25 protein-coding genes are annotated in these 19571 nt (G+C 64.7%); 12 read left to right on the top strand and 13 right to left on the bottom strand.

The features are described from left to right. Positions 1-4: 4 nt before the first annotated feature. Both RFM41_RS24850 and RFM41_RS24845 read left to right on the top strand, forming a co-directional pair. Complete coding sequence (locus RFM41_RS24850; RefSeq protein WP_320251824.1) at positions 5-892, top strand: branched-chain amino acid ABC transporter permease; 888 nt, start codon at positions 5-7, stop codon at positions 890-892. A 1-nt stretch (position 893) separates the two neighbouring features. Then, positions 894-1859 (top strand): branched-chain amino acid ABC transporter permease, encoded by a 966-nt coding sequence (locus tag RFM41_RS24845; RefSeq protein ID WP_320251822.1) that lies wholly within the window; start codon positions 894-896, stop codon positions 1857-1859. Between the two features lie 242 nt (positions 1860-2101). On the opposite strand, the gene RFM41_RS24840 is transcribed toward RFM41_RS24845, so the two are convergent. Continuing rightward, a complete protein-coding gene (locus tag RFM41_RS24840) occupies positions 2102-2575 on the bottom strand; it encodes an Lrp/AsnC family transcriptional regulator (protein ID WP_320251820.1) in 474 nt (157 codons plus the stop codon). 102 nt (positions 2576-2677) lie between these two features. Between RFM41_RS24840 and RFM41_RS24835 the strand changes: the two genes are divergently transcribed. From RFM41_RS24835 to RFM41_RS24810, 6 genes are all read left to right on the top strand, one after another. Further along, positions 2678-3880 (top strand): diaminopropionate ammonia-lyase, encoded by a 1203-nt coding sequence (locus RFM41_RS24835; RefSeq protein WP_320251818.1) that lies wholly within the window; start codon positions 2678-2680, stop codon positions 3878-3880. Then, the gene (locus tag RFM41_RS24830; RefSeq protein ID WP_320251816.1) at positions 3877-5112 is read left to right on the top strand and encodes a Zn-dependent hydrolase; all 1236 of its coding nucleotides are present in this window, start codon (positions 3877-3879) and stop codon (positions 5110-5112) included. The genes RFM41_RS24835 and RFM41_RS24830 overlap by 4 nt, the downstream gene beginning before the upstream one ends. Positions 5113-5327: 215 nt before the next feature. Continuing rightward, positions 5328-6524: a diaminopropionate ammonia-lyase gene (locus tag RFM41_RS24825; RefSeq protein ID WP_320251814.1), complete on the top strand. Its 1197-nt coding sequence runs from the start codon at positions 5328-5330 to the stop codon at positions 6522-6524. A 14-nt stretch (positions 6525-6538) separates the two neighbouring features. Beyond that, on the top strand, positions 6539-7696 hold the full coding sequence (locus tag RFM41_RS24820) for a M20 aminoacylase family protein (RefSeq protein WP_320251813.1): 1158 nt from the start codon (positions 6539-6541) through the stop codon (positions 7694-7696). Between the two features lie 287 nt (positions 7697-7983). Further along, positions 7984-10080, top strand: a complete 2097-nt coding sequence (locus RFM41_RS24815) for an EAL domain-containing protein (RefSeq protein ID WP_320251812.1) — start codon at positions 7984-7986, stop codon at positions 10078-10080. A 299-nt stretch (positions 10081-10379) separates the two neighbouring features. Beyond that, a complete protein-coding gene (locus tag RFM41_RS24810; RefSeq protein ID WP_320251811.1) occupies positions 10380-10856 on the top strand; it encodes a hypothetical protein in 477 nt (158 codons plus the stop codon). Between the two features lie 6 nt (positions 10857-10862). Here the strand turns inward: RFM41_RS24810 and RFM41_RS24805 are convergent, their stop codons facing one another. Beyond that, entirely contained in the window at positions 10863-11162 is a 300-nt protein-coding gene (locus RFM41_RS24805; RefSeq protein ID WP_320251809.1) for an AzlD family protein, read from the bottom strand. After that, on the bottom strand, positions 11159-11902 hold the full coding sequence (locus RFM41_RS24800; RefSeq protein ID WP_320251808.1) for an AzlC family ABC transporter permease: 744 nt from the start codon (positions 11900-11902) through the stop codon (positions 11159-11161). The genes RFM41_RS24805 and RFM41_RS24800 overlap by 4 nt, the downstream gene beginning before the upstream one ends. Before the next feature lie 194 nt (positions 11903-12096). Between RFM41_RS24800 and RFM41_RS24795 the strand changes: the two genes are divergently transcribed. Next, complete coding sequence (locus tag RFM41_RS24795) at positions 12097-12555, top strand: Lrp/AsnC family transcriptional regulator (protein WP_320251807.1); 459 nt, start codon at positions 12097-12099, stop codon at positions 12553-12555. A 256-nt stretch (positions 12556-12811) separates the two neighbouring features. On the opposite strand, the gene RFM41_RS24785 is transcribed toward RFM41_RS24795, so the two are convergent. The 3 genes from RFM41_RS24785 to RFM41_RS34140 form a co-directional block, all read right to left on the bottom strand. Beyond that, positions 12812-13030 (bottom strand): hypothetical protein, encoded by a 219-nt coding sequence (locus tag RFM41_RS24785; protein ID WP_320251806.1) that lies wholly within the window; start codon positions 13028-13030, stop codon positions 12812-12814. Between the two features lie 27 nt (positions 13031-13057). Next, complete coding sequence (locus RFM41_RS24780; RefSeq protein ID WP_320251805.1) at positions 13058-13552, bottom strand: hypothetical protein; 495 nt, start codon at positions 13550-13552, stop codon at positions 13058-13060. Positions 13553-13699: 147 nt separating this feature from the next. Beyond that, positions 13700-13915, bottom strand: coding sequence for a KGG domain-containing protein (locus tag RFM41_RS34140; protein WP_347344041.1), 216 nt, complete (start codon positions 13913-13915; stop codon positions 13700-13702). Between the two features lie 327 nt (positions 13916-14242). Here RFM41_RS34140 and RFM41_RS24770 point away from each other — a divergent pair, with 327 nt between their 5' ends. Continuing rightward, entirely contained in the window at positions 14243-14467 is a 225-nt protein-coding gene (locus RFM41_RS24770; protein WP_320251802.1) for a hypothetical protein, read from the top strand. A 98-nt stretch (positions 14468-14565) separates the two neighbouring features. Here the strand turns inward: RFM41_RS24770 and RFM41_RS24765 are convergent, their stop codons facing one another. Further along, positions 14566-14865, bottom strand: a complete 300-nt coding sequence (locus tag RFM41_RS24765; RefSeq protein WP_320251800.1) for a DUF982 domain-containing protein — start codon at positions 14863-14865, stop codon at positions 14566-14568. Positions 14866-15438: 573 nt separating this feature from the next. On the opposite strand from RFM41_RS24765, the gene RFM41_RS24760 reads away from it, so the two are divergent. Further along, positions 15439-15756, top strand: coding sequence for a hypothetical protein (locus RFM41_RS24760; protein WP_320251798.1), 318 nt, complete (start codon positions 15439-15441; stop codon positions 15754-15756). Positions 15757-15780: 24 nt separating this feature from the next. Here RFM41_RS24760 and RFM41_RS24755 read toward each other — a convergent pair whose 3' ends face one another. Continuing rightward, on the bottom strand, positions 15781-15966 hold the full coding sequence (locus RFM41_RS24755; RefSeq protein WP_320251797.1) for a hypothetical protein: 186 nt from the start codon (positions 15964-15966) through the stop codon (positions 15781-15783). A 274-nt stretch (positions 15967-16240) separates the two neighbouring features. Here RFM41_RS24755 and RFM41_RS24750 point away from each other — a divergent pair, with 274 nt between their 5' ends. Next, on the top strand, positions 16241-17353 hold the full coding sequence (locus RFM41_RS24750; protein ID WP_320251796.1) for a YihY/virulence factor BrkB family protein: 1113 nt from the start codon (positions 16241-16243) through the stop codon (positions 17351-17353). 11 nt (positions 17354-17364) lie between these two features. On the opposite strand, the gene RFM41_RS24745 is transcribed toward RFM41_RS24750, so the two are convergent. The 5 genes from RFM41_RS24745 to RFM41_RS24725 all read right to left on the bottom strand — a co-directional run bounded on the left by RFM41_RS24745 (position 17365) and on the right by RFM41_RS24725 (position 19436). Beyond that, entirely contained in the window at positions 17365-17577 is a 213-nt protein-coding gene (locus RFM41_RS24745) for a hypothetical protein (protein WP_320251794.1), read from the bottom strand. 138 nt (positions 17578-17715) lie between these two features. After that, entirely contained in the window at positions 17716-17913 is a 198-nt protein-coding gene (locus tag RFM41_RS24740) for a hypothetical protein (protein WP_320251792.1), read from the bottom strand. 80 nt (positions 17914-17993) lie between these two features. Continuing rightward, a complete protein-coding gene (locus tag RFM41_RS24735; RefSeq protein ID WP_320251790.1) occupies positions 17994-18281 on the bottom strand; it encodes a DUF982 domain-containing protein in 288 nt (95 codons plus the stop codon). Positions 18282-18302: 21 nt separating this feature from the next. Continuing rightward, on the bottom strand, positions 18303-18605 hold the full coding sequence (locus RFM41_RS24730; protein WP_320251788.1) for a DUF982 domain-containing protein: 303 nt from the start codon (positions 18603-18605) through the stop codon (positions 18303-18305). A 318-nt stretch (positions 18606-18923) separates the two neighbouring features. Further along, positions 18924-19436, bottom strand: a complete 513-nt coding sequence (locus tag RFM41_RS24725) for a YciE/YciF ferroxidase family protein (protein WP_320251786.1) — start codon at positions 19434-19436, stop codon at positions 18924-18926. Positions 19437-19571: the final 135 nt, after the last annotated feature.

The following is a 19571-nucleotide window of genomic DNA, read 5'->3' as shown; positions in this document are numbered from 1 at the left end:
CGCCATGACGATGATCTTCGGCATCCCCATCCAGGCGCTTCTCGGCCAGCTCCTCGTCGGCCTGATCAACGGTTCGTTTTACGCCATGCTCAGCCTCGGCCTTGCCGTCATCTTCGGCCTCTTGCGCATCATCAACTTCGCCCATGGCGCGCTCTATATGCTGGGCGCCTTCATCGGCTACCTGCTGCTGGTGCGTCTCGGCATCGGCTACTGGCCGGCGCTGGTCCTTGTGCCGTTGATCGTCGGCCTGTTCGGCATGCTGGTCGAGCGCCTTGCCTTGTCGCGGCTCTACCGTCTCGACCCGCTTTACGGCCTGCTCTTCACCTTCGGCCTCGCCTTGGTGATCGAAGGCGTGTTCCGCTATTACTACGGCGTCTCGGGCAATCCCTACGCCGTGCCGGCGCTGCTTGCCGGCGGCACCAATCTCGGCTTCATGTTCCTGCCCAACTATCGCGGCTGGGTGGTGGTGGCCTCGCTCATCGTCTGTATCGGCACCTGGCTTTTGATCGAGAAGACAAGGCTCGGCTCATACCTGCGCGCCGCCACCGAGAACCCGGAACTGGTGCAGGCCTTCGGCGTCAACGTGCCGTTGCTGCTCACGCTCACCTACGGGTTGGGCGCGGCGCTTGCGGGGCTCGCCGGCATCCTTGCCGCGCCCGTCTACCAGGTCAGCCCGCTGATGGGCTCGGACCTCATCATCGTCGTCTTTGCGGTCGTCGTGGTCGGCGGCATGGGCTCGATCCTGGGCGCCATCGTCACCGGCTACATGCTCGGCCTCGCCGAGGGCCTGACCAAGGTTTTCTATCCCGAGGCCTCGAACCTCGTGGTCTTCGTCATCATGGTGGTTGTGCTGCTCTTGCGGCCGGCCGGCCTGTTCGGGAGGGACGCCTGAGATGAGCGAGGCGACCCTTCATGAGCAGCAGCAGGCGGTCTCGGTGCGGCTGGAGCGCGTCCTTGTCGCGCTGGCGGTGCTGGCGCTGATCGCCGCGCCTTTCTTCGTCTATCCGATCTTCATCATGAAGATGCTGTGCTTCGCGCTCTTCGCCTGTGCCTTCAACCTTTTGCTCGGCTACACCGGCCTGCTGTCCTTCGGCCATGCCGCCTTCTTCGGCGGCGCCGCCTATTTCTGCGCCTACGCCGTGAAAGCCTGGGGCTGGTCGCCCGAGGCCGGCATCCTGCTCGGCACCGCAGGTGCGGCGCTGATGGGCCTCGTCATGGGCTTCCTCGCCATCCGCCGGCAGGGCATCTATTTCTCCATGATCACGCTGGCGCTGGCGCAGATGTTTTATTTCTTCTGCGTCCAGGCGCCCTTCACCGAAGGCGAGGACGGCATCCAGGGCGTTGCACGTGGAAGGCTCCTCGGAGTGATCGACTTGAGCGTCACCATGAACATGTATTTCTTCGTGCTGACCGTCTTCCTCATCGGCGTCTTTGCCATCTGGCGCATCGTCAACTCGCCCTTCGGCATGATCCTGCGTTCCATCCGCGAGAACGAGAACCGCGCCATTTCGCTGGGCTATTCCGTCGGCCGCTACAAGCTCGCCGCCTTCGTCATGTCGGCGGCCCTTGCCGGCTTTGCCGGCGCGACAAAGGCAATCGTCTTCCAGTTCGCCACGCTGACCGACGTCACCTGGCAGATGTCGGGCGAGGTGATCCTGATGACGCTGCTCGGCGGCATCGGCACCATGGTCGGCCCGGCGGTGGGAGCGGGCCTCGTCGTGGGGCTGGAGAACACGCTCGCCACCTCCGGCTTCCCGGTGACCATCGCCACCGGGCTGATCTTCATGATCTGCGTGCTGATCTTCCGGCGAGGGATTGTCGGAGAGGTTTATGCGCGGTGGCTGGGGCGAACGAGGTAAGCGCGCAAATTGTTGGCGAAGGCGCTGGCGACAGCTGATCTCCCCCCCTGTGGGGGAGATGTCCGGCAGGACAGAGGGGGGCGCTGTCCCGCCGACGTTGCCACGCTTGGATTCTTTCCTACTTGGTCGAGTCGAGCGACCCTCATTTTTAAAAGCCGTGATCCTTCGCGCCCCCCTCTGGCCTGCCGGCCATCTCCCCCACGAGGGGGGAGATTGGCAGCTTCCGCGCCGCGCCTTCGCTATCACCCCACCGGCACCTCCAGCCCCACCTTCACCCGGTCCATCGCCACGAACGTGCGAAACCTTTTGACGTTGTTGTTCTCGAAGAACAGCCGCCTGGTCAGCGCCTCGTAGTCGGCCATCGTCGCCACGGTGACGACGAGGATGAAATCGGCCTCGCCGGTGACGTAGTAGCATTGCTGCACTTCGGGGACCGCCGCGAAGCCGCGCTTGGCCGCGTCGATCAGCTCGGCGCGCTCGCTCTCCACCTCCACCTCGACAAAAATGGTGATCGGGTGGCCGACCTTGGCTGGGTCGACCAGCGCGACATTGGCGCGAATGATGCCCGTCTCCTCCATGCGCTTGATGCGCCGCTGCACCGCCGGTGCCGAAAGGTTCACCGCCTCGCCGATGGCGCGTTGCGGCGTGGCGTTGTCCTTCTGCAGGATAGCGAGGATGGCGCGGTCGAAGGCGTCGAGTTCGGGCGAAATGGACATCGTAGTGTTCCAAACGAAACAAACTTGCATTTGAAGCGCCAAAACAGAGCGCCTTTCTCACTCGTCTTGCAATAAATTTCAGTCATCAAGACGGAGATACCCATGTTCCTGCTCAACCGCCACCCGGACCATCGCCAGCCGCTGACGCCCGAGGATGCTGCGACGCTCGGGCTCGCCGGCGCCGGGGAGGCCGAGCGCTTCCTTGCCGCGCGTGACAGCCATGCCGAGACGCCGCTGCACGCCGTGCCTGCGCTGGCCGGCGAGCTCGGTATCGGCGCGCTTCACATCAAGGACGAGGGCAAGCGCCTCGGCCTCGGCAGCTTCAAGGCGCTGGGCGGTGCCTATGCCGTCATGCATCTGGTGCTGGAGGAGGCCGGCAGGCGGTTCGGCCGCGCCGTCGCGGTCGAGGACCTGCACAAGCCTGAGGTGAAGGCGATCGCCGCGCAGATGACCTTCGCCTGCGCCACCGATGGCAATCATGGACGCTCGGTGGCACAGGGTGCCGGCCTTGTCGGCGCGCGCTCGGTCATCTTTGTCCATTCGGGCGTCAGCAACGAACGCGTGGCGGCCATTGCCCGCTTCGGCGCCGAGATGGTGCGCGTCGCCGGCGATTACGACCAGTCGGTCAGGGAAGCCGCTCGCGTCGCCGCCGAGCGCGGCTGGACCGTCGTCTCCGACACGTCCTGGCCGGGCTACGAGCGCATTCCGGGGGTGGTGATGCAGGGCTACACCGTGATCGTGCGCGAAGCGCTGAAACGCTTGCCCGAGCCGCCCACCCACGTCTTCCTGCAGGCCGGCGTCGGCGGCTTCGCCGCAGCAGTGGCGGGCCATTTCGCGATCACGCTCGGTGAGGACCGGCCGATTGTGACCGTGGTCGAGCCGGCGCGGGCGGCCTGCGTCTATGAGACGGCCAAGGCCGGACGCCCGGTCACGATCGCTCACAGCAAGCCGACCGTCATGGCGATGCTCGAATGCTACGAACCCTCACTGGTCGCCTGGCGGGTGCTGTCGCGCCTCGGCGACGCTTTCATGACCGTGGACGAGGAAGATGCTATCTCGGTCATGAATCGCCTGGCGCGGCCTTCCGGCAATGACCCCGCGATCGTCTCCGGCGAGAGCGGCGGGGCAGGGCTCGCCGGCCTGATCCGCGCCGCCGCCGACAAGAAGATGCGTGCGGCGCTCGGCCTCGACGGTAACTCCCGCATTCTCATCATCAACTCCGAAGGCGCCACCGATCCGGGCCGCTACACCGAGCTGGTCGGCATGGCGCCGGACGAGGTCGCAAACGCGAGGCAGCCGGCATGAGCAATCTGACGATCAACGCCGATCGGCTTCTTCATCGCATCGAGGAGCTCGGCAGTATCGGCCGCGACGCGCAGGGGCGGCTGGTGCGCGTCGCCGCCTCCGACATGGACAAGCTCGGCCGTGATCGCTTCGTCGGCTGGCTGGAGCAAGGAGGGCTGGAAGTCGCCATCGATCGCATAGGCAACATTTTCGGCATCTGGCGGGACGACGCCAATGCCGGCCAGGCGCCAGTCATGCTCGGCTCGCATATCGATACGGTGATCGACGCCGGCATCTATGACGGCTGCTATGGCGTGCTCGCCGGCCTCGAGGCGATCGAGAGCCTGAAGGAGGCCGGCTTCGCGCTGGCGCGCCCGATCGTGGTTGCCGCCTTCACCAACGAGGAGGGGGTCCGCTTTTCGCCCGACATGATGGGCTCGCTGGTCTTTGCCGGCGGCCGGAACCTCGGCGAAGCCCTGGCCTCGATCGGCACCGACGGCACGGTGCTCGGCAAGGAGCTCGAGCGTATCGGCTATGCCGGCAGGCACGAGCCCGGCTTCTTCAAGCCGCATGCCTATGTAGAGCTGCATGTCGAACAGGGGCCGGTGCTCGAGCGCGAGGGCATCGCCGTCGGCGCGGTCGAAAACCTGCAGGGCATTTCCTGGCAGCGCATCACGATCGACGGTGAGGCCAACCATGCCGGCACCACGCCGATGTCGATGCGCCGCGATGCCGGCGTCGCCGCCGCCCGCGTGATCGGCTTCCTCGCGGACCAGGCGAGCGCTTCGTCGACGCGCACGGTCGCGACCGTCGGCACCATCGCTTTCGAGCCCAACGCGATCAACGTCATTCCGTCGCGCGCGACTTTCACCATCGATCTCCGCGATCCGAACGAAACGCACCTTCGCAAGATGGAAGCAGCGCTCGCCGCCTTCCTCGAAAAACTTGCCGCGAGCGCCGGCGTCACCATCCATGCCGAAAGCCTGGCGCGTTTCGAGCCGGTGACCTTCGATGCCGGGATCGTCTCGTTGATAGAGGATGGCGCCAGGGCCGCGGGCCTTTCGTGCCGGCGCATGACCTCGGGCGCCGGGCACGACGCCCAGATGATCGCGCGCATCGCGCCGTCGGCGATGATCTTCGTGCCGAGCCGGGGCGGCATCAGCCACAACCCAGCCGAGTTCACCGCTCCCGACGAGCTGGTCGCCGGCGCCAACATCCTGCTCGGCGTCGCTGCCAGGCTGGCGGCTGATTGATCGAGGTAGGAATGCAGATGGGCATCGCCGACACCCTGCAACCGGGGCGAAATACCCCCAAAAATAGTCAAGTTGGCTGGATCGAGTCGCTGCGAAGCGAACATTCGGCGACATCCAATCGAAACAAACTTCAATCACTTAGCCAATTAAAGCGCCCAGAATCGCGCTTGAATCGCGCCCACCAACAGAATTCAGTGCCTCGCAGGAAGACTAGCATGCTGCTTCTCAACCAACGTCCCGAACACAACCAGCCGTTGGTTGCCGCCGATGCAGAATCCCTCGGCGTGGCGGGAGGCGAGCGGGCCGAGCATTATCTCAAGGCGCGCCACAACCATGCCGAGACACCGCTGCACGCCTTGCCCGCGCTGGCCGGCGAGCTCGGCATCGAGGCGCTTCATGTCAAGGATGAAGGCCAGCGTCTTGGCCTTGGCAGCTTCAAGGCGCTGGGCGGCGCCTATGCGGTCATGCGGCTGGTGCTGGAGGAGGCCGGCAAGTGGCTCGGGCGCGATGTCGATATCAGCGAGATGAACGACGCCAGAGTGCGCCAGATCGCGTCCGGCATGATCTTCGTCTGCGCCACCGACGGCAACCATGGCCGCTCGGTGGCGCAGGGCGCCAGCCTCGTCGGCGCGCGTTCGGTGATCTACGTCCATGCCGGCGTAAGCCGCGAGCGTGTCGCGGCCATCGCCCGCTTCGGCGCCGAGATTGTCGAGGTCGAGGGCGGCTATGACCATGCGGTGCGCGAAGTCGCCCGCGTCGGCGCAGAGCGCGGCTGGAAGATCGTCTCCAACACGTCCTGGCTGGGCTATGAGCGCGTCCCCGGACTGGTCATGCAGGGCTATACGGTGATCGTGCGCGAGACGCTGCGGCGCATGGCCGAGCCGCCAACGCATGTCTTCCTGCAGGCCGGCGTTGGCGGCTTCGCGGCGGCGATCGCCGGCCATATGGCGATCATGCTCGGCTCGCGGCGGCCGAAGGCGGTGGTGGTCGAGCCGCGGCGCTCGGCTTGCGTCTATGCTTCGGTCGAGGCTGGACGTCCGGCAACGATCGCAAATCAGGAGCCGACCGTGATGGCGATGCTCGAATGCGCCGAGCCCTCCCTCGTCGCCTGGCGCGTGCTGGCGCGCGTCGGCGATGCCTTCATGACGGTGGACGAAGAGGATGCGGTCGCGGTGATGAAGCGGCTGGCGCGACCCCTGGGCAACGATCCGGCCATCGTCTCCGGCGAGAGCGGCGGGGCAGGTCTCGCCGGGCTGGTCCGCGCCGCGGGCGACAGGCATATGCGCGCGGCACTCGGCCTCGATGCCGGTTCCCGGGTGCTCGTCATCAACTCGGAGGGCGCGACCGACCATGGCCGCTTTGCCGAACTGGTCGGGATGGCGCCGGAAGAGGTGTTCCTGCAGACTGCCTGAGACAAGGGTCACAGATGGCCAAACTCGACCATGAGACACTGCACCGCGAGATGACGGCGTGGCGGCGCGACCTCCATGCCCATCCCGAGTTCGGCTTCGAGGAAAAACGCACGGCGGCGTTCGTGGCGGAAAAACTCCGTGCGTTCGGGCTGGAGGTGGCGGAGGGTGTCGGCGGCACCGGCGTCGTCGGCACGCTGACCAGGGGCAGCGGCAACCGCGCCATCGCGCTGCGCGCCGACATGGATGCGCTGCGCATCGCCGAGCAAGGCACGCAGACCTGGCGCTCGCAGACGTCCGGCACCATGCATGCCTGCGGCCATGACGGCCACACCTCGATGCTGCTCGGCGCCGCCAGACTGCTTGCCGGTGAAGGCGGCTTCGACGGCACGGTGCGCTTCATCTTCCAGCCGGCCGAGGAATGGGGCAAGGGCGCGCTGGCCATGCTGGACGACGGCCTGCTCGAGCGCTTCCCCTTTGAGGAGATCTTCGGGCTGCACAACATGCCAGGGCTGCCCATCGGCCATTTCGAGACCCGGAGCGGTCCTGTCATGTCGGCCGAGGATAATTTCGAGATCGTGCTCAAAGGCCTCGGCGGCCACGCGGCGCGCCCGCATGCCGGCCGGGAGACCCTGGTCGCCGCCTGCGCGCTGGTGGTCAACCTGCAGACCATCGTCTCGCGCCGCCTGAGCCCGACCGATATCGGCGTCGTCTCGGTGACCGAGCTCATCACCGACGGCACCCGCAACGCGCTGCCGGGGCTGGCGCGCATCCTGGGCGACTGCCGCAGCTTCCGGCCCGAGGTGAGCGCCGCGATCGAACAGGAGATGCGCCGCATCGCCGAGGGCACGGCCCAGGCCTATAACGTTGCGGCTGAAGTCACTTACACCCGCGAGTTCGTGCCGTTGATCAACGACGCGACGCTTGTCGACGAGGCGCTCGCGGCGGCCAGGACGGTGCTGGCCGACGATGCTGTTCGCATCGCGGCTGAGCCGATGACCGCTTCGGAGGATTTCGCCCGCTTCCTCGATCATGTGCCCGGATGCTTCTTCTTCATGGGCAATGGCGAAACCGCGCCGCTGCACAACCCTGCCTATGATTTCAACGACGAAGGCCTGCTGCACGGCGCGCGTTTCCATGCGGCGGTGGTGAGGCGGAGGCTGGCGCTGGGCTAGAACATCGGCGATTGGGGAAGGCGGTCGAGCGCTGATCTCCCCCCTTGTGGGGGAGATGCCCGGCAGGGCAGAGGGGGGCGCTGTCCCGCCAGCCTTTCAGGCCTTCACAGTCGAACGGTGGGCCTGCGGCCCCGATCGAAATTCGAGCAACGCCGCGATCCTTCGCGCCCCCCTCTGGCCTGCCGGCCATCTCCCCCACAAGGGGGGAGATCAGCACTTCACCCCCGGTAACCCTTTCTTCTCTGCTTTCATGCAGTATTGCCGGGACAGGACGGCAAGAACAAAGAATGGCGGACGACAATAAACGCAACGGCAAGTTCTGGGCGCTGGCGCTTGACCGCGCTCAACTCGGCCTGTGGGACTGGAATCTGTCGACCGGCGATTGCTATTATTCGCCGACCTGGTCGAAGATGCTGGGCTATGAGGCGGGCGAACTCGCCAACACGCCCGATCTCTGGCTGAAACTTACCCATCCCGACGACCGCCAGCGCGCGCAGGAAAGCGGCGACCGGCATATTGCGGGCCTCGCGGACTCCATCGAGACGGAGTTGCGCCTGCGGCACAAGGACGGCCACTGGGTCTGGGTGCTCGATCGCGGCGGCATTGTCGAGCGCGGCGCCGACGGCAAGCCGCTCAGGCTGATGGGCGTGCAGACCGACATCACCCGGCAGAAAGAAGCCGAGGCCGCGCTCGAGCAGGTCAATGTGCGCTTCCGTCTCGCGCTCGCCGCCAGCGGCACCGGAATCTGGCACTTCGATGTAGGCACCCAGAAGAGCTATTGGGATGCCCGTACGCGAGAGATATTCGGGCTGGTGAGCGATATCGACGAGGTCACCGCCGGCCTCTGGCACACCTACCTTCATCCGGACGACAAGGAGGCTACGGAGCGGGCTCACCTGCCGCCGCCGGACTCGCAGAGCGTCACGGCATCGCAGTACCGCATCATCAGGCGCGACGGCGAGATCCGCCACATCGAGTCGCTCGTGCGGTTTATCGCCGATGTCGGTTCGGCCGGCCAGATCCTCGGTACCGTGCGCGACATCACCGAGGAGAAGATGCGCGCCGAGGGGCTTGCCTTCGCCGCGCGCCACGATGCGCTGACCGGACTGCTCAATCGCTCGGCCTTCGACCGGCTGCTTGCCGAAAACATCGCCATGGCCGAGCGCCTGCCGCTTGCCGTGTTCTATGTCGACCTCGACTACTTCAAGGCGCTCAACGACTATGCCGGCCATGCCGCCGGCGACCTGGCGCTGAAGAGTGTTGCGGCGGGCATCCTCGCCAGCCTGCCCGCGTCGGCGTATGCGGCACGTCTCGGCGGCGACGAATTCGCGCTTTTGGTGCCGAACTGCAAGGACGCCTGCGCCGAGCGTCTTGCCCGCGCCGTGCTTGCCGCCGTGCGCGACGCCGATCTCGGCCCGGCTATTAGCTCGCGCAGGCTTGCCGCCAGCATCGGCATCGCCTTTGTGCGCGACCGCAACATGAGCGTGCCCGATGCGCTGGCCTGCGCCGACGATGCCTGCTACGCCGCCAAGGCCGGCGGCCGAGACCGCTTCGCCGTGTTCTCGCCGGAGACGACGTCGGGCGCCGGTGGCCTCAACGCCGCGCGGCTGGCCGCCGACCTGGTGGATGCGATGGAGGACGGCCGGCTGAAGCTGTTCGGCCAGGAAATCCACCGGCTCGGACAGCCGTGGGAAGACAGTCGCCATGTCGAAGTTCTGGCCAGGCTCGAGGCCCGCACCGGCAACATGATCCCGCCCGGCGATTTCATGCCGGTCGCCGAACGCTTCGGCCTTGCGGCGAGGCTCGACCGCTGGATCATCCGCACCGCGCTGACGCGCCATGGCGAGGCGATGCGAGCGGGGGCCATCGCGCTCGACTTCAACCTGTCGGCGCAGACGCTTTCCGATCCGCAGCTCTGGGACTTCGTCGACGATGCGATTGCCGAGAGCGGCGCTTCGCCGTCGGCCATCGGCTTCGAGATCACCGAAACCGCCGCCGTCACCAATTTCGACGCGGCGGAAGAATTCGTACGCAAGGCGAGGCTCCGCCATTGCCGCGTCAGCCTCGACGACTTCGGCGCCGGCATGAGCTCCTTCGAATATCTCAGGCGCTTTCCCATAGATGCGATCAAGATCGATGGCTCCTTCGTCGAGCACATCGCCGACAGCCGCTTCGATCGCGAGATCGTCTCAGCGATCACCGGCATCGCCCGCTCAATGGGCGCCGCGGTGGTGGCCGAGAAGATCGAGGAGAAGAACGCGCTGGAGATTCTGCAGGGCATGGGCGTCGCCTATGGCCAGGGCTATTTCCTGCACCGGCCCGAGCCGCTGGAGGCGATCGTGGCGAGGGCGACGGGCCGCGCGCTGGGGATGCGGGTTGGCTGATATGGCCAAGTTCCCATGTGGAGAAGCCGCCTAGGCAGGGGCGGAGCTGCCTTTGCCGGGACGGGCGATCGTGCATAGGGCTCCGCCCGGGATTTTGCCAAACAAAGCGATAGGCCTGTTCACCATTTCGTTAAATGATGAACGGTTGCTCTGTCGAATTCTTAGGACAACTGGGTTACTGCCTGCGAACTGTTCCGCTCCGGACATGATGTCTTGGGCCGACCGCCCGGCGTCCGAACCATGATGGACGGGCGCCTGCGAGACCGGCAATGTCTTCACCGCTCAACAGCACCACGCTTGTGATCCTGCAGCAGCAACGCCTGCCGTCGACTCCCAGGGCGGCGGCAAGCATCGGCATCGCCTCCAGGGCCGCGACTTCACCGCTGATACAGGTCGAGCCCGCAGTATCGCCATCCATGTTCAGCGTCGAGAACCTCAACATCACAGCCATCAAGGTCCGGCTGATGGAGCGCGCTGGGAAGGAGTTTGGCGTCGATCAGGCCGGCTATGAGTCCGTGTCTTCCTATGGGTCGGCGATCAAGAACGCCGTCGAAGCGTTGAAGGGGCAATCTCCGTCCGCGGTCGTCGAGGTCGAGAGACAACTTGGGCTGGATCAACTTGGCGTTTCTCTCGATACGCTTCTCAATGCCATAGCCGATCCGCAAGGCAGCAACAGCGAAAGGCTGGATGCCGCGCTGAAGCAGCATGAGGGCGGACAGGGCGGAGGCGACGTCGCTTCGGTCCAGCCGGACGAGCTGGGACTCTACGGCGGCTGAGGCCTGCTAGCCGATCAGCCACCTCAACGCTCCCGCCGAGCCAACCCCGATCACCACCGTCGGCAGCATCGACAGCCTTGTCGCGGCGAGGATGGTGATGGCCAGCGCCGCGAGGTCGGCCGGGTTCTTCGAGACGAAGTCCGGCGCGATCACCGAGATCAGCACGCAGCCGGGCGCGGCCTCCATCACCGCCGTCGCGCGTGGGCTGAGTGCCCTGTTCCTCAGCACCACATAACCGCCGATGCGGGTCAGATATGTCACCCCGGCCATCGCCAGGATGGCGAGCACGGTCACAGGATCGATCATTTGTCACCTGCCAGAAACCAGGCGGCGAGAAGGCCGGACAGGGCGCCGGCGGCCACGTACCAGGCGCCGGGCAGGACAAGATAGGTGATCGCCGCCACCGCCAGGCTGACCAGCCAGGGCCGGGCCGCGGCAAAGCCCTTCCACATGCCGCGCAGCAGCACCAGGAAGACCGCCGGGAAGGCCATCGCGAAACCGTATTTCCCGACGTCGCCGAGCACCGGGCCGAGCGCCGCGCCGCAGGCCGTGAACACCACCCAGGCGAGGTAGAAGGGCAGCCCGGCGCCCAGATAAAAGGCCAGGCTGAAGGCCGGCCGCATGCCGCCGGCGGCACGGCGTTGCGCGTCTGCCAGGCCAACCGCCCAGCTCTCGTCGCACATCAGGAACAGCGCTGGAAAGACCTGCCGCTTCGGCAGGTGCTTGATGAAGGGCGCAAGCGCGGCACCCATCAGGAAATGCCGGCTGTTGACCAGGAAGGTGATGCCGGCGATCAGCAGGATATGCGGCGGCGAGGTCCAGAGCTGGATCGCGGCGAATTCGGAGCCGCCGGCGAAGTTGAGGCCGGTCATCAGCGGCACCTCGACGACGGAAAGGCCCTTCTGCGCGGCCTGCGCGCCAAGCACCAGCGCGTAGGGGATGATGCCGAGCAGCACCGGCGTCGAGGCGGCAAGCCCGCGCCGGAACTCGGCGCCGCGGCCGTTGCTGCTTTGCTCCCCGGCGAGGGTGATCTCGGAAACGCTCATGGCTTTGCCTTCGGAGGCCTCGCGGCCGCCATTCTCCCGGTCGGTTATGTGGGTCGGTTATCTGGGTCGATTGTTGGCTATCAGGGGCAGGACCATAGCCGAAATGCGGCGCAATCGGGTTGCGAAGATGCGATGTTTCGGTCAAAATTTGGCACCGAATAGCGATATTAGGAAGAAGATTGGAATTGTGAGCTATGAAACTGGATGAGATCGACAGGCGCATCCTGCGCGCCTTGCAGCGCGACGGCCGCATGGCCAACAACGATCTTGCCAGGGAGGTCGGCCTGTCGCCGTCGCCCTGCCTGCGGCGCGTCAAGCTCTTGGAGGAGGCGGGCGTCATCGACCGTTATGTCGCGGTGCTCAACCCGACCAAGATCGGCCGCGGCCAGACCTTCTTCACCCGCATCTGGCTGAAGCAGCAGGACGAGGACACGATCGAGCATTTCGCCGCCGAGGTGGCGAAATTCCCGGAAGTGATGGAGTGCTATCTGATGCTGGGCGATTGCGACGCCATGGTCCGGATCGTCGCCGCCGGCATCGACGACTACCGCCGCTTCCAGTCGGAGCATCTGAGCCGCATCAAGGGCGTGCAGAACGTCAAGACGGATGTGCCCAGCCAGACGATCAAGCAGACATCGGAGATGCCGCTGTAAGGGCTTCTCCCCTTCTCCCCGTGCAACGGAGGGCCGGCGCTTGCGCCGCGACGATAAACTCGCGGGTTCGGCTCTGCCCCTCATTGCCCTGCCGGGCATTTCTCCCCGTATAGTGACGGCGAGAAAGGACGGCCGCCGCCGATTTCGCCAATCGCGGATGTCTGGCTCTCATTGCGCTTGCGCAACGCAGCCGCCTTCTTGGCCGACGCCGAACGCGCGGCCGCGGATCGCCCGCCCGATGCCTTGTCGCCCACCGTCAGCCCTCCGCCTTCATGGTTCTTGCAATCTTCAAGAGCTTTCCGCGGTCATGCCCATGCTCGCGGATCAGCTCGCGCGCCTGCTTTGGCGACAGATCGGTGTTCTCCGCCAGGAACCAAACGTCAGGATCGTCGCCTCCCTCGGTCGGCAGGTTGCCCCTGCGCGGCGCATGGGCCGCGCCCGGACGATGGGGGATATTGTCCTTTGCCTGGGTCATCGCGGACCTCCTTCGATTTCCTTGCCGTCAGCCTGCCGTTTCCGACTGCTTGCGGCGCGGTTGCTTCTTACGCCGCAGCACCTCGTCTGTGCCGACGATGTTCTTCGTGCTGCCGGTGATCGCGGTCGACACGACCGCCGGCGGGTCGCTTGCCGGAAAGCTGCCCTCGAGGCCCGACTGCAACTGCTCTTCCAGCGTGTTCTGATCCTCGGAACGGCCCTCGGTGCGCCGTTCGTCGGTCTCCTCCAGGTCATGCTTGGCGTCTGGATGCTCGCGCACGTTGCGCAGCGTCGACACGACGAGCTCGACCGCGAACTCCTTCATCGCCTCGGCGTGCGGAGCGGTAACGTCGGTCTCCTCGACCAGGCGAACAAGCGATTGTTCGAGCTTGTCCAACTCGCGCATACCCTGGCGGTGCGCCAGTTTCTGGGCCAGCGCATGGATCAGCAAAGGACCGAAGGTCGAATAGGCATGCATGCGGGTTTCGTCGACACGTTCGGGATGAAGCGTATGCAGGGACATTGGTTTGCCTCCATTGAACATCGGGCGGCTGCCTGTTTGCGGCAGCCGGTGCTAGGTGAACTGGAGGGGGCGGGAGATGTTCCATCGGGGTTGGAGCTTGCGGCAAAATGAAATGGCGTCCGTGAAGGACACGGACGCCATTTGAACTCAGCGCTGGCCGCCCTTGCGACCGGCTTCCGAGGCACGCTGTCGGTCTTCGGCGAAGTTGCCGCTGCCGCCCCTATGCTGGCCCGCGCCCCGCTGACCCATGTTGCGGTCCTCGGCCTGCTGCTGTCCGCTGCCGCGATGTTGCTCGTCGCGGTTCTTGTGGCTCTGCTGGCCGGCCTTGACGTGCTGTTCGTGGGTTCCGCCTTGATTGGGCATATCGAATTCTCCGTTGGTTCGGATTTTTCTTCGGGGTGAATTCAAGGACGCGCTCGGCATCCTTGAATAAGGGGAACAGGTGCCGGCATTCGATGTTCCGGCCGAAACATTTCGTGACCCGCCTCAGACTGAAGTCCGACTTAGCCAAGGCATTGGGCCGGCTTATGCAACCAATGTGCTCTCCGCGAATTGGTGAGCGGCCGTCGAGAAAGCCCCCTCCATCGCCGGCCGTGCTGGTGCTCGCCGATCGCCCCGCGCAATTTCGGCGGGCACCAATGTTCTTTCAGCAAAAAGGCCGCCTAACCGGCTTCGGAGTGAGACGACGTTTTGACCTGTATCTCTGCAAAGCCCGCCCGGCAGGACGCCGAAAGCCTGCCTGCCAACGATAATCAACGTGCCACCCTTGCCGATCTTTCGTTCCTCGATGTGATCAACGACGAGAACGAGATCGCCGACATAGCCAGGCGCGCGGAGCGTCTCGGCCACGCCACGCTCATTGCAATGGCGGTCGGCCTGACGGCCTTGCCGCTGCTCTACCTGATGCTGGCGTGAGCCGGGCCAGCCCTGGGCTGGCCCGCCCCCCGGAAAGTGCTGTTTCGTCCTTGTACCACTTGGCAAGCGTCCGTGCTCAGCGCCAACTCAGCCTGCCTCTAGCCAGGCGGCTTCTTGGAGCGCGACGAGAGCTCGTCCAGCATCGTTAGTGCCGCACTTGGCTGCGCGGATTTCAGCAACCCCTGCTGCGCGGCGGCCTTCTTGAAGGCGGCAAAAGCGATGGCCGGCCGGCAGGTGCCCGCGATCGCGTCGTCCACCAGCCGCGCCGCCTTGAGATAGTCTGGCGCTTCCTTGTTCTTCCAGGATCCTGCAAGCGCCTTCTTGGCCTCGGCGACCGTGGTGACCACCATCGTGCCGCCGCTGACGAAGCGGATGGTGAGCGGCAGGAAACGGCTCATCGGCTTGTCACCATCCAAACCATTCGCGCGTCCGCCAGGCAAGGCCGACAAAGGGCGCGGCCGTGATCATAGCGGCGACGAGGACGAGGAGCGGATTCATAGGCAAGGATTTCATGGTGCACCACAAGATTAGGAATGGCCGTAAACGATGACTTGGCCAGTCGGTTGCATTCGCCCGGCGGTTTGGAGACTACATGTTGCTCGCGGGCCGGATCGGTGGCGCTGGCCGATGCGGCGACCGCGGGCGGGGCGTGGGCGGCACATCCGCGAGCGAGGCGCGGATCACCCTGACGGGGACCGGTGGTGCGGCAGCACGTCGGCGCAGCAATGCGGCCGAGAGATTGCCGATAAAAGTTCGAACGTCCATAGGACTCCTCCTCGAGAGTCCCCCCAATAACGCAGCGTTAGCACCACGGCCGGGCGTCCGCATTTAACTTTGACGCAGGCCGAAGGCGTCTCGGCAAGGCGCGACGAACCCGGCCAACCTTTTCTGACGACATGCGTTGTCCCCTGAAAGGAGATCACCATGCCGACCAGCTGCCGAACGAAATCCGACGCAGCGAGGAGGATCCCATGAAGAAAGCGCTTCTCATCGCAGCCTTCGCTCTGATTCCGGCCCTGCCGGCGGCTGCGCAGACCGACCAGCAGCAGGACGAGCAACCGAAGGATCAGCAGACGCAGAACTGCCAGGCCAAGCCCGACGCCAACGACCAGCAGCAGAAACAGAAGCAAGAGGCCGATACGGATGAACTGTCGAAACAGCTCGGCAATTGCGGCGGTGTCCTCAAGCCGCCGCCGACCGGCGACAAGAACGCGACGACGCCGCCGCCGACCGGCAGCGACATGCCGGTGATCAAGCCGGGTCAGGTGCCGCCGCAGACGGGCCAATGAGACCCCGTAATCGTCAACCGAGTGTCAGTGCTTGCCCTTCCCGCTCTCAGCCGGCTTGACGGCCGGCAAGCCGTGGGCTTCGCGGATCATCTGCAATGCCTCGTCGCGGGTGAGGCCGCATTTGCGGGCGAAGTAAGCCGCCTCATCGATCTCGGCGCGCGAGGCCGCCGCGATCCCCGAACCAGCCTGTCTGTCCTTCTTCTTGGCCATCGATTCACCCCCATGAATCACTTAGTCAGCTAATTATATGTCTATGAGTTCCCAGTGCAAAATTCGCCGGCAATTTTTTTAGGGGGCCTGCCGTCAACCTGCGCTTATCGGGGAACCATTGCGCCGGCCCCGGATTGTGATTTGCGGGCCGCGTCAGCCGGACCTGGTGGCAAAGAGAACAGGGCTGGTTTCTCCGGCTTCACGCCCTGGCCAACGAAAAGGCAGTCGAGCTCTTGTCCCACCCCGGCCCGCTCCGTATCGGGCTGGGCACCAAATGGCAGAGCAGACACAACCCACTAAAGCCGGCTCCCAAGTCACGGCTGAAACTGCGCCGGGCTGGGTCGATGAAGGCTGGATACTGCTGAAGGAAAGTATCGCCGGCTACAGCAACGACAATGCGCTGAGCCACGGGGCGGCGATCGCTTTCTACGCCACGACCTCGTTGGCGCCGATCCTGTTGATCGTCGTGGCCGTCGCTGGTTTCGTCATCGGCAACAACGCCGCTCAACTGGCTCTCTCGGCCGAGATATCGGGCGTGATGGGGCCACAGGGCGCGGACCTTCTCAAGGCAACCGTCGAGACCGCCTCGCATCGCTGGTCAGGCACTTTGGCCACCTTGATCGGGCTGGTCACGCTTTTGATCACTGCATCCGGCGTCTTCGGCGAGATGCAGCAGTCGTTGAACGAGATCTGGAAGGTCAACCCCACCAGCGTATCGTTCTCGCGCTTGGTGCGGGCGAGGGCGGCGAGCCTCGGTCTCGTCGCGGCGCTCGGCTTCCTGCTTCTGGTGTCGCTGGCGGCAAGCACGGCGATCTCGGCGCTCGGCGCATTGATCAATCGGCGCCTGCCGTTCGGTGGCGTGATCGTCAGCGGCGTCAACACGATCGTCTCATTCGTGCTGATCGCGCTGCTCTTCGCCGCGATCTACAAGGTCCTGCCGGACCGCACGCTCAAATGGCGCGATGTCGGCGTCGGCGCGCTGGTGACCGCGCTGCTCTTCACCATCGGCAAGTCGCTGATCGGCTGGTACATCGGCACCAGCGCTATCGCCACCTCCTACGGTGCCGCCGGCGCTCTGATGGTCGTGCTTGTCTGGGTCTACTACTCGGCGCAGATTTTCCTCTTCGGCGCCGAGATCACGCGCGCCTATTCGGTCCGGCGCGGCAGCCGGCGCGACCTCGCGCCGGTCGTGGCAGACACACGCGACCGGGCTGCGCCGCGCCATGCCGGGGAAGCCGTATCCGAAGCAACGGTGCTGGCCAACGCTAGGGGTGTCGGCACGGCGGCGCCTCGTCCAACGGCATCCGGCGGCGAGATCATCGTATGGATTGTCCTCAGCAGCCTGATCACTTTGCTTATGACGCGGGTCATGCGCCGCGGAGACTGATACCGGACGCCTTACCGCCGCTCTTCCTGCCGTTTCTCGATTTCGTAGGAGAGCCAACGGCAGAACATGCCGATGATCGAGGTTGCGGCTCCCCCAAGCAGACAGGCCATCAGCAACGGACTTTTCGATGCGCTGTCCCAACTGACCACTGCCAGCAAGGTCACGCTCACCGTCGAGATCAGATAGCCTGTCCCCTTGAGCAGATGAAGCGATGATCTGGTCATGTTGGCTCGCCTTCGGATGGAACAGACAACCGGCATTGAGGTTCCATTTGCCAATGTCCGTCCACGACAGCAGCGGCCCGACACGCTGCATCGCATCTCAGCTTGGCATCAAGGCGGTGTTCGCTGCTCGCGGTCTCACTAGTTCTCGGCGCGTGCGTGGAGGCGCTTTGCAGCAAGGTACATTAATGCCGATGCAGCACGGTTCCTGTCCCAGCCGGCAACTTCAGCCTGTGCTAGCAGGCCATCGAGAGAGCCAGCCAACGCCTCTTGGCAATCGCTGTCGTAGCGGGCGGCGTTGACCTCATGGACGGGTTTTCTAATGGCTAGTTCTGCCATCGAAGGTTCCTCATCAATTTATCCAGGCAGATAGGTTTGGAATGAGGCGCCCTCGGCATTAGGCGCGGGCGCCCCGATCGTCATCGGTGATGTGACGGCTGGGCTTTTCCGATGGCGGGAGGGATAGCTCCGTCCTCGACAAGGATATCCTTCTTGCGCGCGAATGCGGCGAAAACGCCTCGCGCGGTTTCCGCTTCGACGTCACCAACCAAAGCCGCCTTGCAGGCACGGATAGCCGCTTTCTGCTCCGGGCTATTGCCGCACCAGTCGATCGCGAATTGATAGGCATCGACGACGGTGTTCAGTTGCCGGGGAAAACCCAGTCCGACCCAAACGCGAAGGGGTTTCTCGAAAGGTTTGGAAAGCATCGCGAACTCCCCGCGATACTTTCAAGCAGTGAGTCCGCCGCCGCGGCTGCCTTTGCCGGTCATCCATGGCAAGGGGATACTCACATCCTCAAGAATTTTGACCGACTTTGCGAAACCGCAAAAGGCATCTCTGGCGGCAGTCAGCGGATAGCCGCTGTCGAATGCCCGCTGGCAGGCACGAAGAGCCGTTTCATAGATGGTTCCACGCCTGTTCTTGGGCCACGCGTAGAGAAATTCCAGGGCATCTTCCAGGCACGCGATTTCCTGGATGAGGCTGTTTCCGCTCTTCACGAAAACAGGGCGGTCAAACATCCGATCGTTCATAAGGTCCTCCAATCGAACGAACAGTTGAGTTCAGGGGGGCTTGGGACCGACAGCGGCCAAACCCAACGGCGATATGGGTTTGTAGATTTTGACCGTCAAGAGCTTCCCCGGTCGCTACAAGAACGGGCGCCAGAGCTCCCCACGCATAGGCCAAAAGCCAACAGTCTGCCGGTGGCATGAGCGACGGCCGCCGCCATGCGGTTGAACGCTTTTTCCATGAGGGTGGTACTCTGGGAAATGACGGCAACGAGCCCTGGCAACTTGCCAGGGCTCGGCGGAAGCCGGACCGAGGAAGATCCGGCCGCCCGCTGATCGCCGCTAGGCAGCTTCGGCGGCGACGTTCACCGCAGATTCGGCAAGCTGGGTGAGTGCGGCGTCCGTTTCCTTCTCTTCGGTCAGCGTCTTGTCGAGCAGGCTGACGGCTCCGGTCAGGCCGAGTTCCTGCGCCCAGGTTCTGAGGGTACCGTAGCGCGAAATCTCGTAGTGCTCGACGGCTTGGGCTGCGGCCAGCAGGCCGGCGTCGAGCGAGGGCGAGCCCTTGTACTCATCCATGATCTCGGCGCCTTCCTCGGTGATGCCCATGATGGCGGCGCAGGTCTTGCCGACCGGCTTCTTGTCGATCACCTCGAAGATCTCCTCAAGACGCGCGACGTGCCCTTCCGTCTGGTCGCGATGCTTCTCGAACGCCATCTTCAGGGCGTCGTCCTGCGCCGCCTTTGCCATCTTGGGCAGTGTGGCGAGAATTTTCTTCTCGGCGAAATAAATGTCTTTCAACGTGTCGTGGAAAAGTTCATTGAGGCCTTTCTTCGAGGCCGCTTTCGTCGTCGCCATGTGCGCATCTCCTGGGTGAGCTGGATCATCACCAACACGGCCCGATCAAACTTGTTCCAGAAAGAAATTCAGGCGGCGACGCAGCTCGAAGCATCAATTGTTGTTGACCGTGGCGGAGCACCAGCGCCGCCTCGG

Source organism: Mesorhizobium vachelliae, from assembly GCF_033977325.1.
GTDB classification, from domain to species: Bacteria; Pseudomonadota; Alphaproteobacteria; order Rhizobiales; family Rhizobiaceae; genus Mesorhizobium; species Mesorhizobium vachelliae.
Note: the sequence above shows the minus strand (reverse complement) of the source record. Positions and strands in the feature narration are given on the sequence as shown.

Excerpts from the sequence above, each read along its gene's own strand:
- RFM41_RS24850 (WP_320251824.1), top strand. The coding sequence starts at position 5 with ATGACGATGATCTTCGGCATCCCCATCCAGGCGCTTCTCGGCCAGCTC.
- RFM41_RS24845 (WP_320251822.1), top strand. The coding sequence starts at position 894 with ATGAGCGAGGCGACCCTTCATGAGCAGCAGCAGGCGGTCTCGGTGCGG.
- RFM41_RS24840 (WP_320251820.1), bottom strand. The coding sequence starts at position 2,575 with ATGTCCATTTCGCCCGAACTCGACGCCTTCGACCGCGCCATCCTCGCT.
- RFM41_RS24835 (WP_320251818.1), top strand. The coding sequence starts at position 2,678 with ATGTTCCTGCTCAACCGCCACCCGGACCATCGCCAGCCGCTGACGCCC.
- RFM41_RS24830 (WP_320251816.1), top strand. The coding sequence starts at position 3,877 with ATGAGCAATCTGACGATCAACGCCGATCGGCTTCTTCATCGCATCGAG.
- RFM41_RS24825 (WP_320251814.1), top strand. The coding sequence starts at position 5,328 with ATGCTGCTTCTCAACCAACGTCCCGAACACAACCAGCCGTTGGTTGCC.
- RFM41_RS24820 (WP_320251813.1), top strand. The coding sequence starts at position 6,539 with ATGGCCAAACTCGACCATGAGACACTGCACCGCGAGATGACGGCGTGG.
- RFM41_RS24815 (WP_320251812.1), top strand. The coding sequence starts at position 7,984 with ATGGCGGACGACAATAAACGCAACGGCAAGTTCTGGGCGCTGGCGCTT.
- RFM41_RS24805 (WP_320251809.1), bottom strand. The coding sequence starts at position 11,162 with ATGATCGATCCTGTGACCGTGCTCGCCATCCTGGCGATGGCCGGGGTG.
- RFM41_RS24800 (WP_320251808.1), bottom strand. The coding sequence starts at position 11,902 with ATGAGCGTTTCCGAGATCACCCTCGCCGGGGAGCAAAGCAGCAACGGC.
- RFM41_RS24795 (WP_320251807.1), top strand. The coding sequence starts at position 12,097 with ATGAAACTGGATGAGATCGACAGGCGCATCCTGCGCGCCTTGCAGCGC.
- RFM41_RS24785 (WP_320251806.1), bottom strand. The coding sequence starts at position 13,030 with ATGACCCAGGCAAAGGACAATATCCCCCATCGTCCGGGCGCGGCCCAT.
- RFM41_RS24780 (WP_320251805.1), bottom strand. The coding sequence starts at position 13,552 with ATGTCCCTGCATACGCTTCATCCCGAACGTGTCGACGAAACCCGCATG.
- RFM41_RS34140 (WP_347344041.1), bottom strand. The coding sequence starts at position 13,915 with ATGCCCAATCAAGGCGGAACCCACGAACAGCACGTCAAGGCCGGCCAG.
- RFM41_RS24765 (WP_320251800.1), bottom strand. The coding sequence starts at position 14,865 with ATGAGCCGTTTCCTGCCGCTCACCATCCGCTTCGTCAGCGGCGGCACG.
- RFM41_RS24760 (WP_320251798.1), top strand. The coding sequence starts at position 15,439 with ATGAAGAAAGCGCTTCTCATCGCAGCCTTCGCTCTGATTCCGGCCCTG.
- RFM41_RS24755 (WP_320251797.1), bottom strand. The coding sequence starts at position 15,966 with ATGGCCAAGAAGAAGGACAGACAGGCTGGTTCGGGGATCGCGGCGGCC.
- RFM41_RS24750 (WP_320251796.1), top strand. The coding sequence starts at position 16,241 with ATGGCAGAGCAGACACAACCCACTAAAGCCGGCTCCCAAGTCACGGCT.
- RFM41_RS24745 (WP_320251794.1), bottom strand. The coding sequence starts at position 17,577 with ATGACCAGATCATCGCTTCATCTGCTCAAGGGGACAGGCTATCTGATC.
- RFM41_RS24740 (WP_320251792.1), bottom strand. The coding sequence starts at position 17,913 with ATGGCAGAACTAGCCATTAGAAAACCCGTCCATGAGGTCAACGCCGCC.
- RFM41_RS24735 (WP_320251790.1), bottom strand. The coding sequence starts at position 18,281 with ATGCTTTCCAAACCTTTCGAGAAACCCCTTCGCGTTTGGGTCGGACTG.
- RFM41_RS24730 (WP_320251788.1), bottom strand. The coding sequence starts at position 18,605 with ATGAACGATCGGATGTTTGACCGCCCTGTTTTCGTGAAGAGCGGAAAC.
- RFM41_RS24725 (WP_320251786.1), bottom strand. The coding sequence starts at position 19,436 with ATGGCGACGACGAAAGCGGCCTCGAAGAAAGGCCTCAATGAACTTTTC.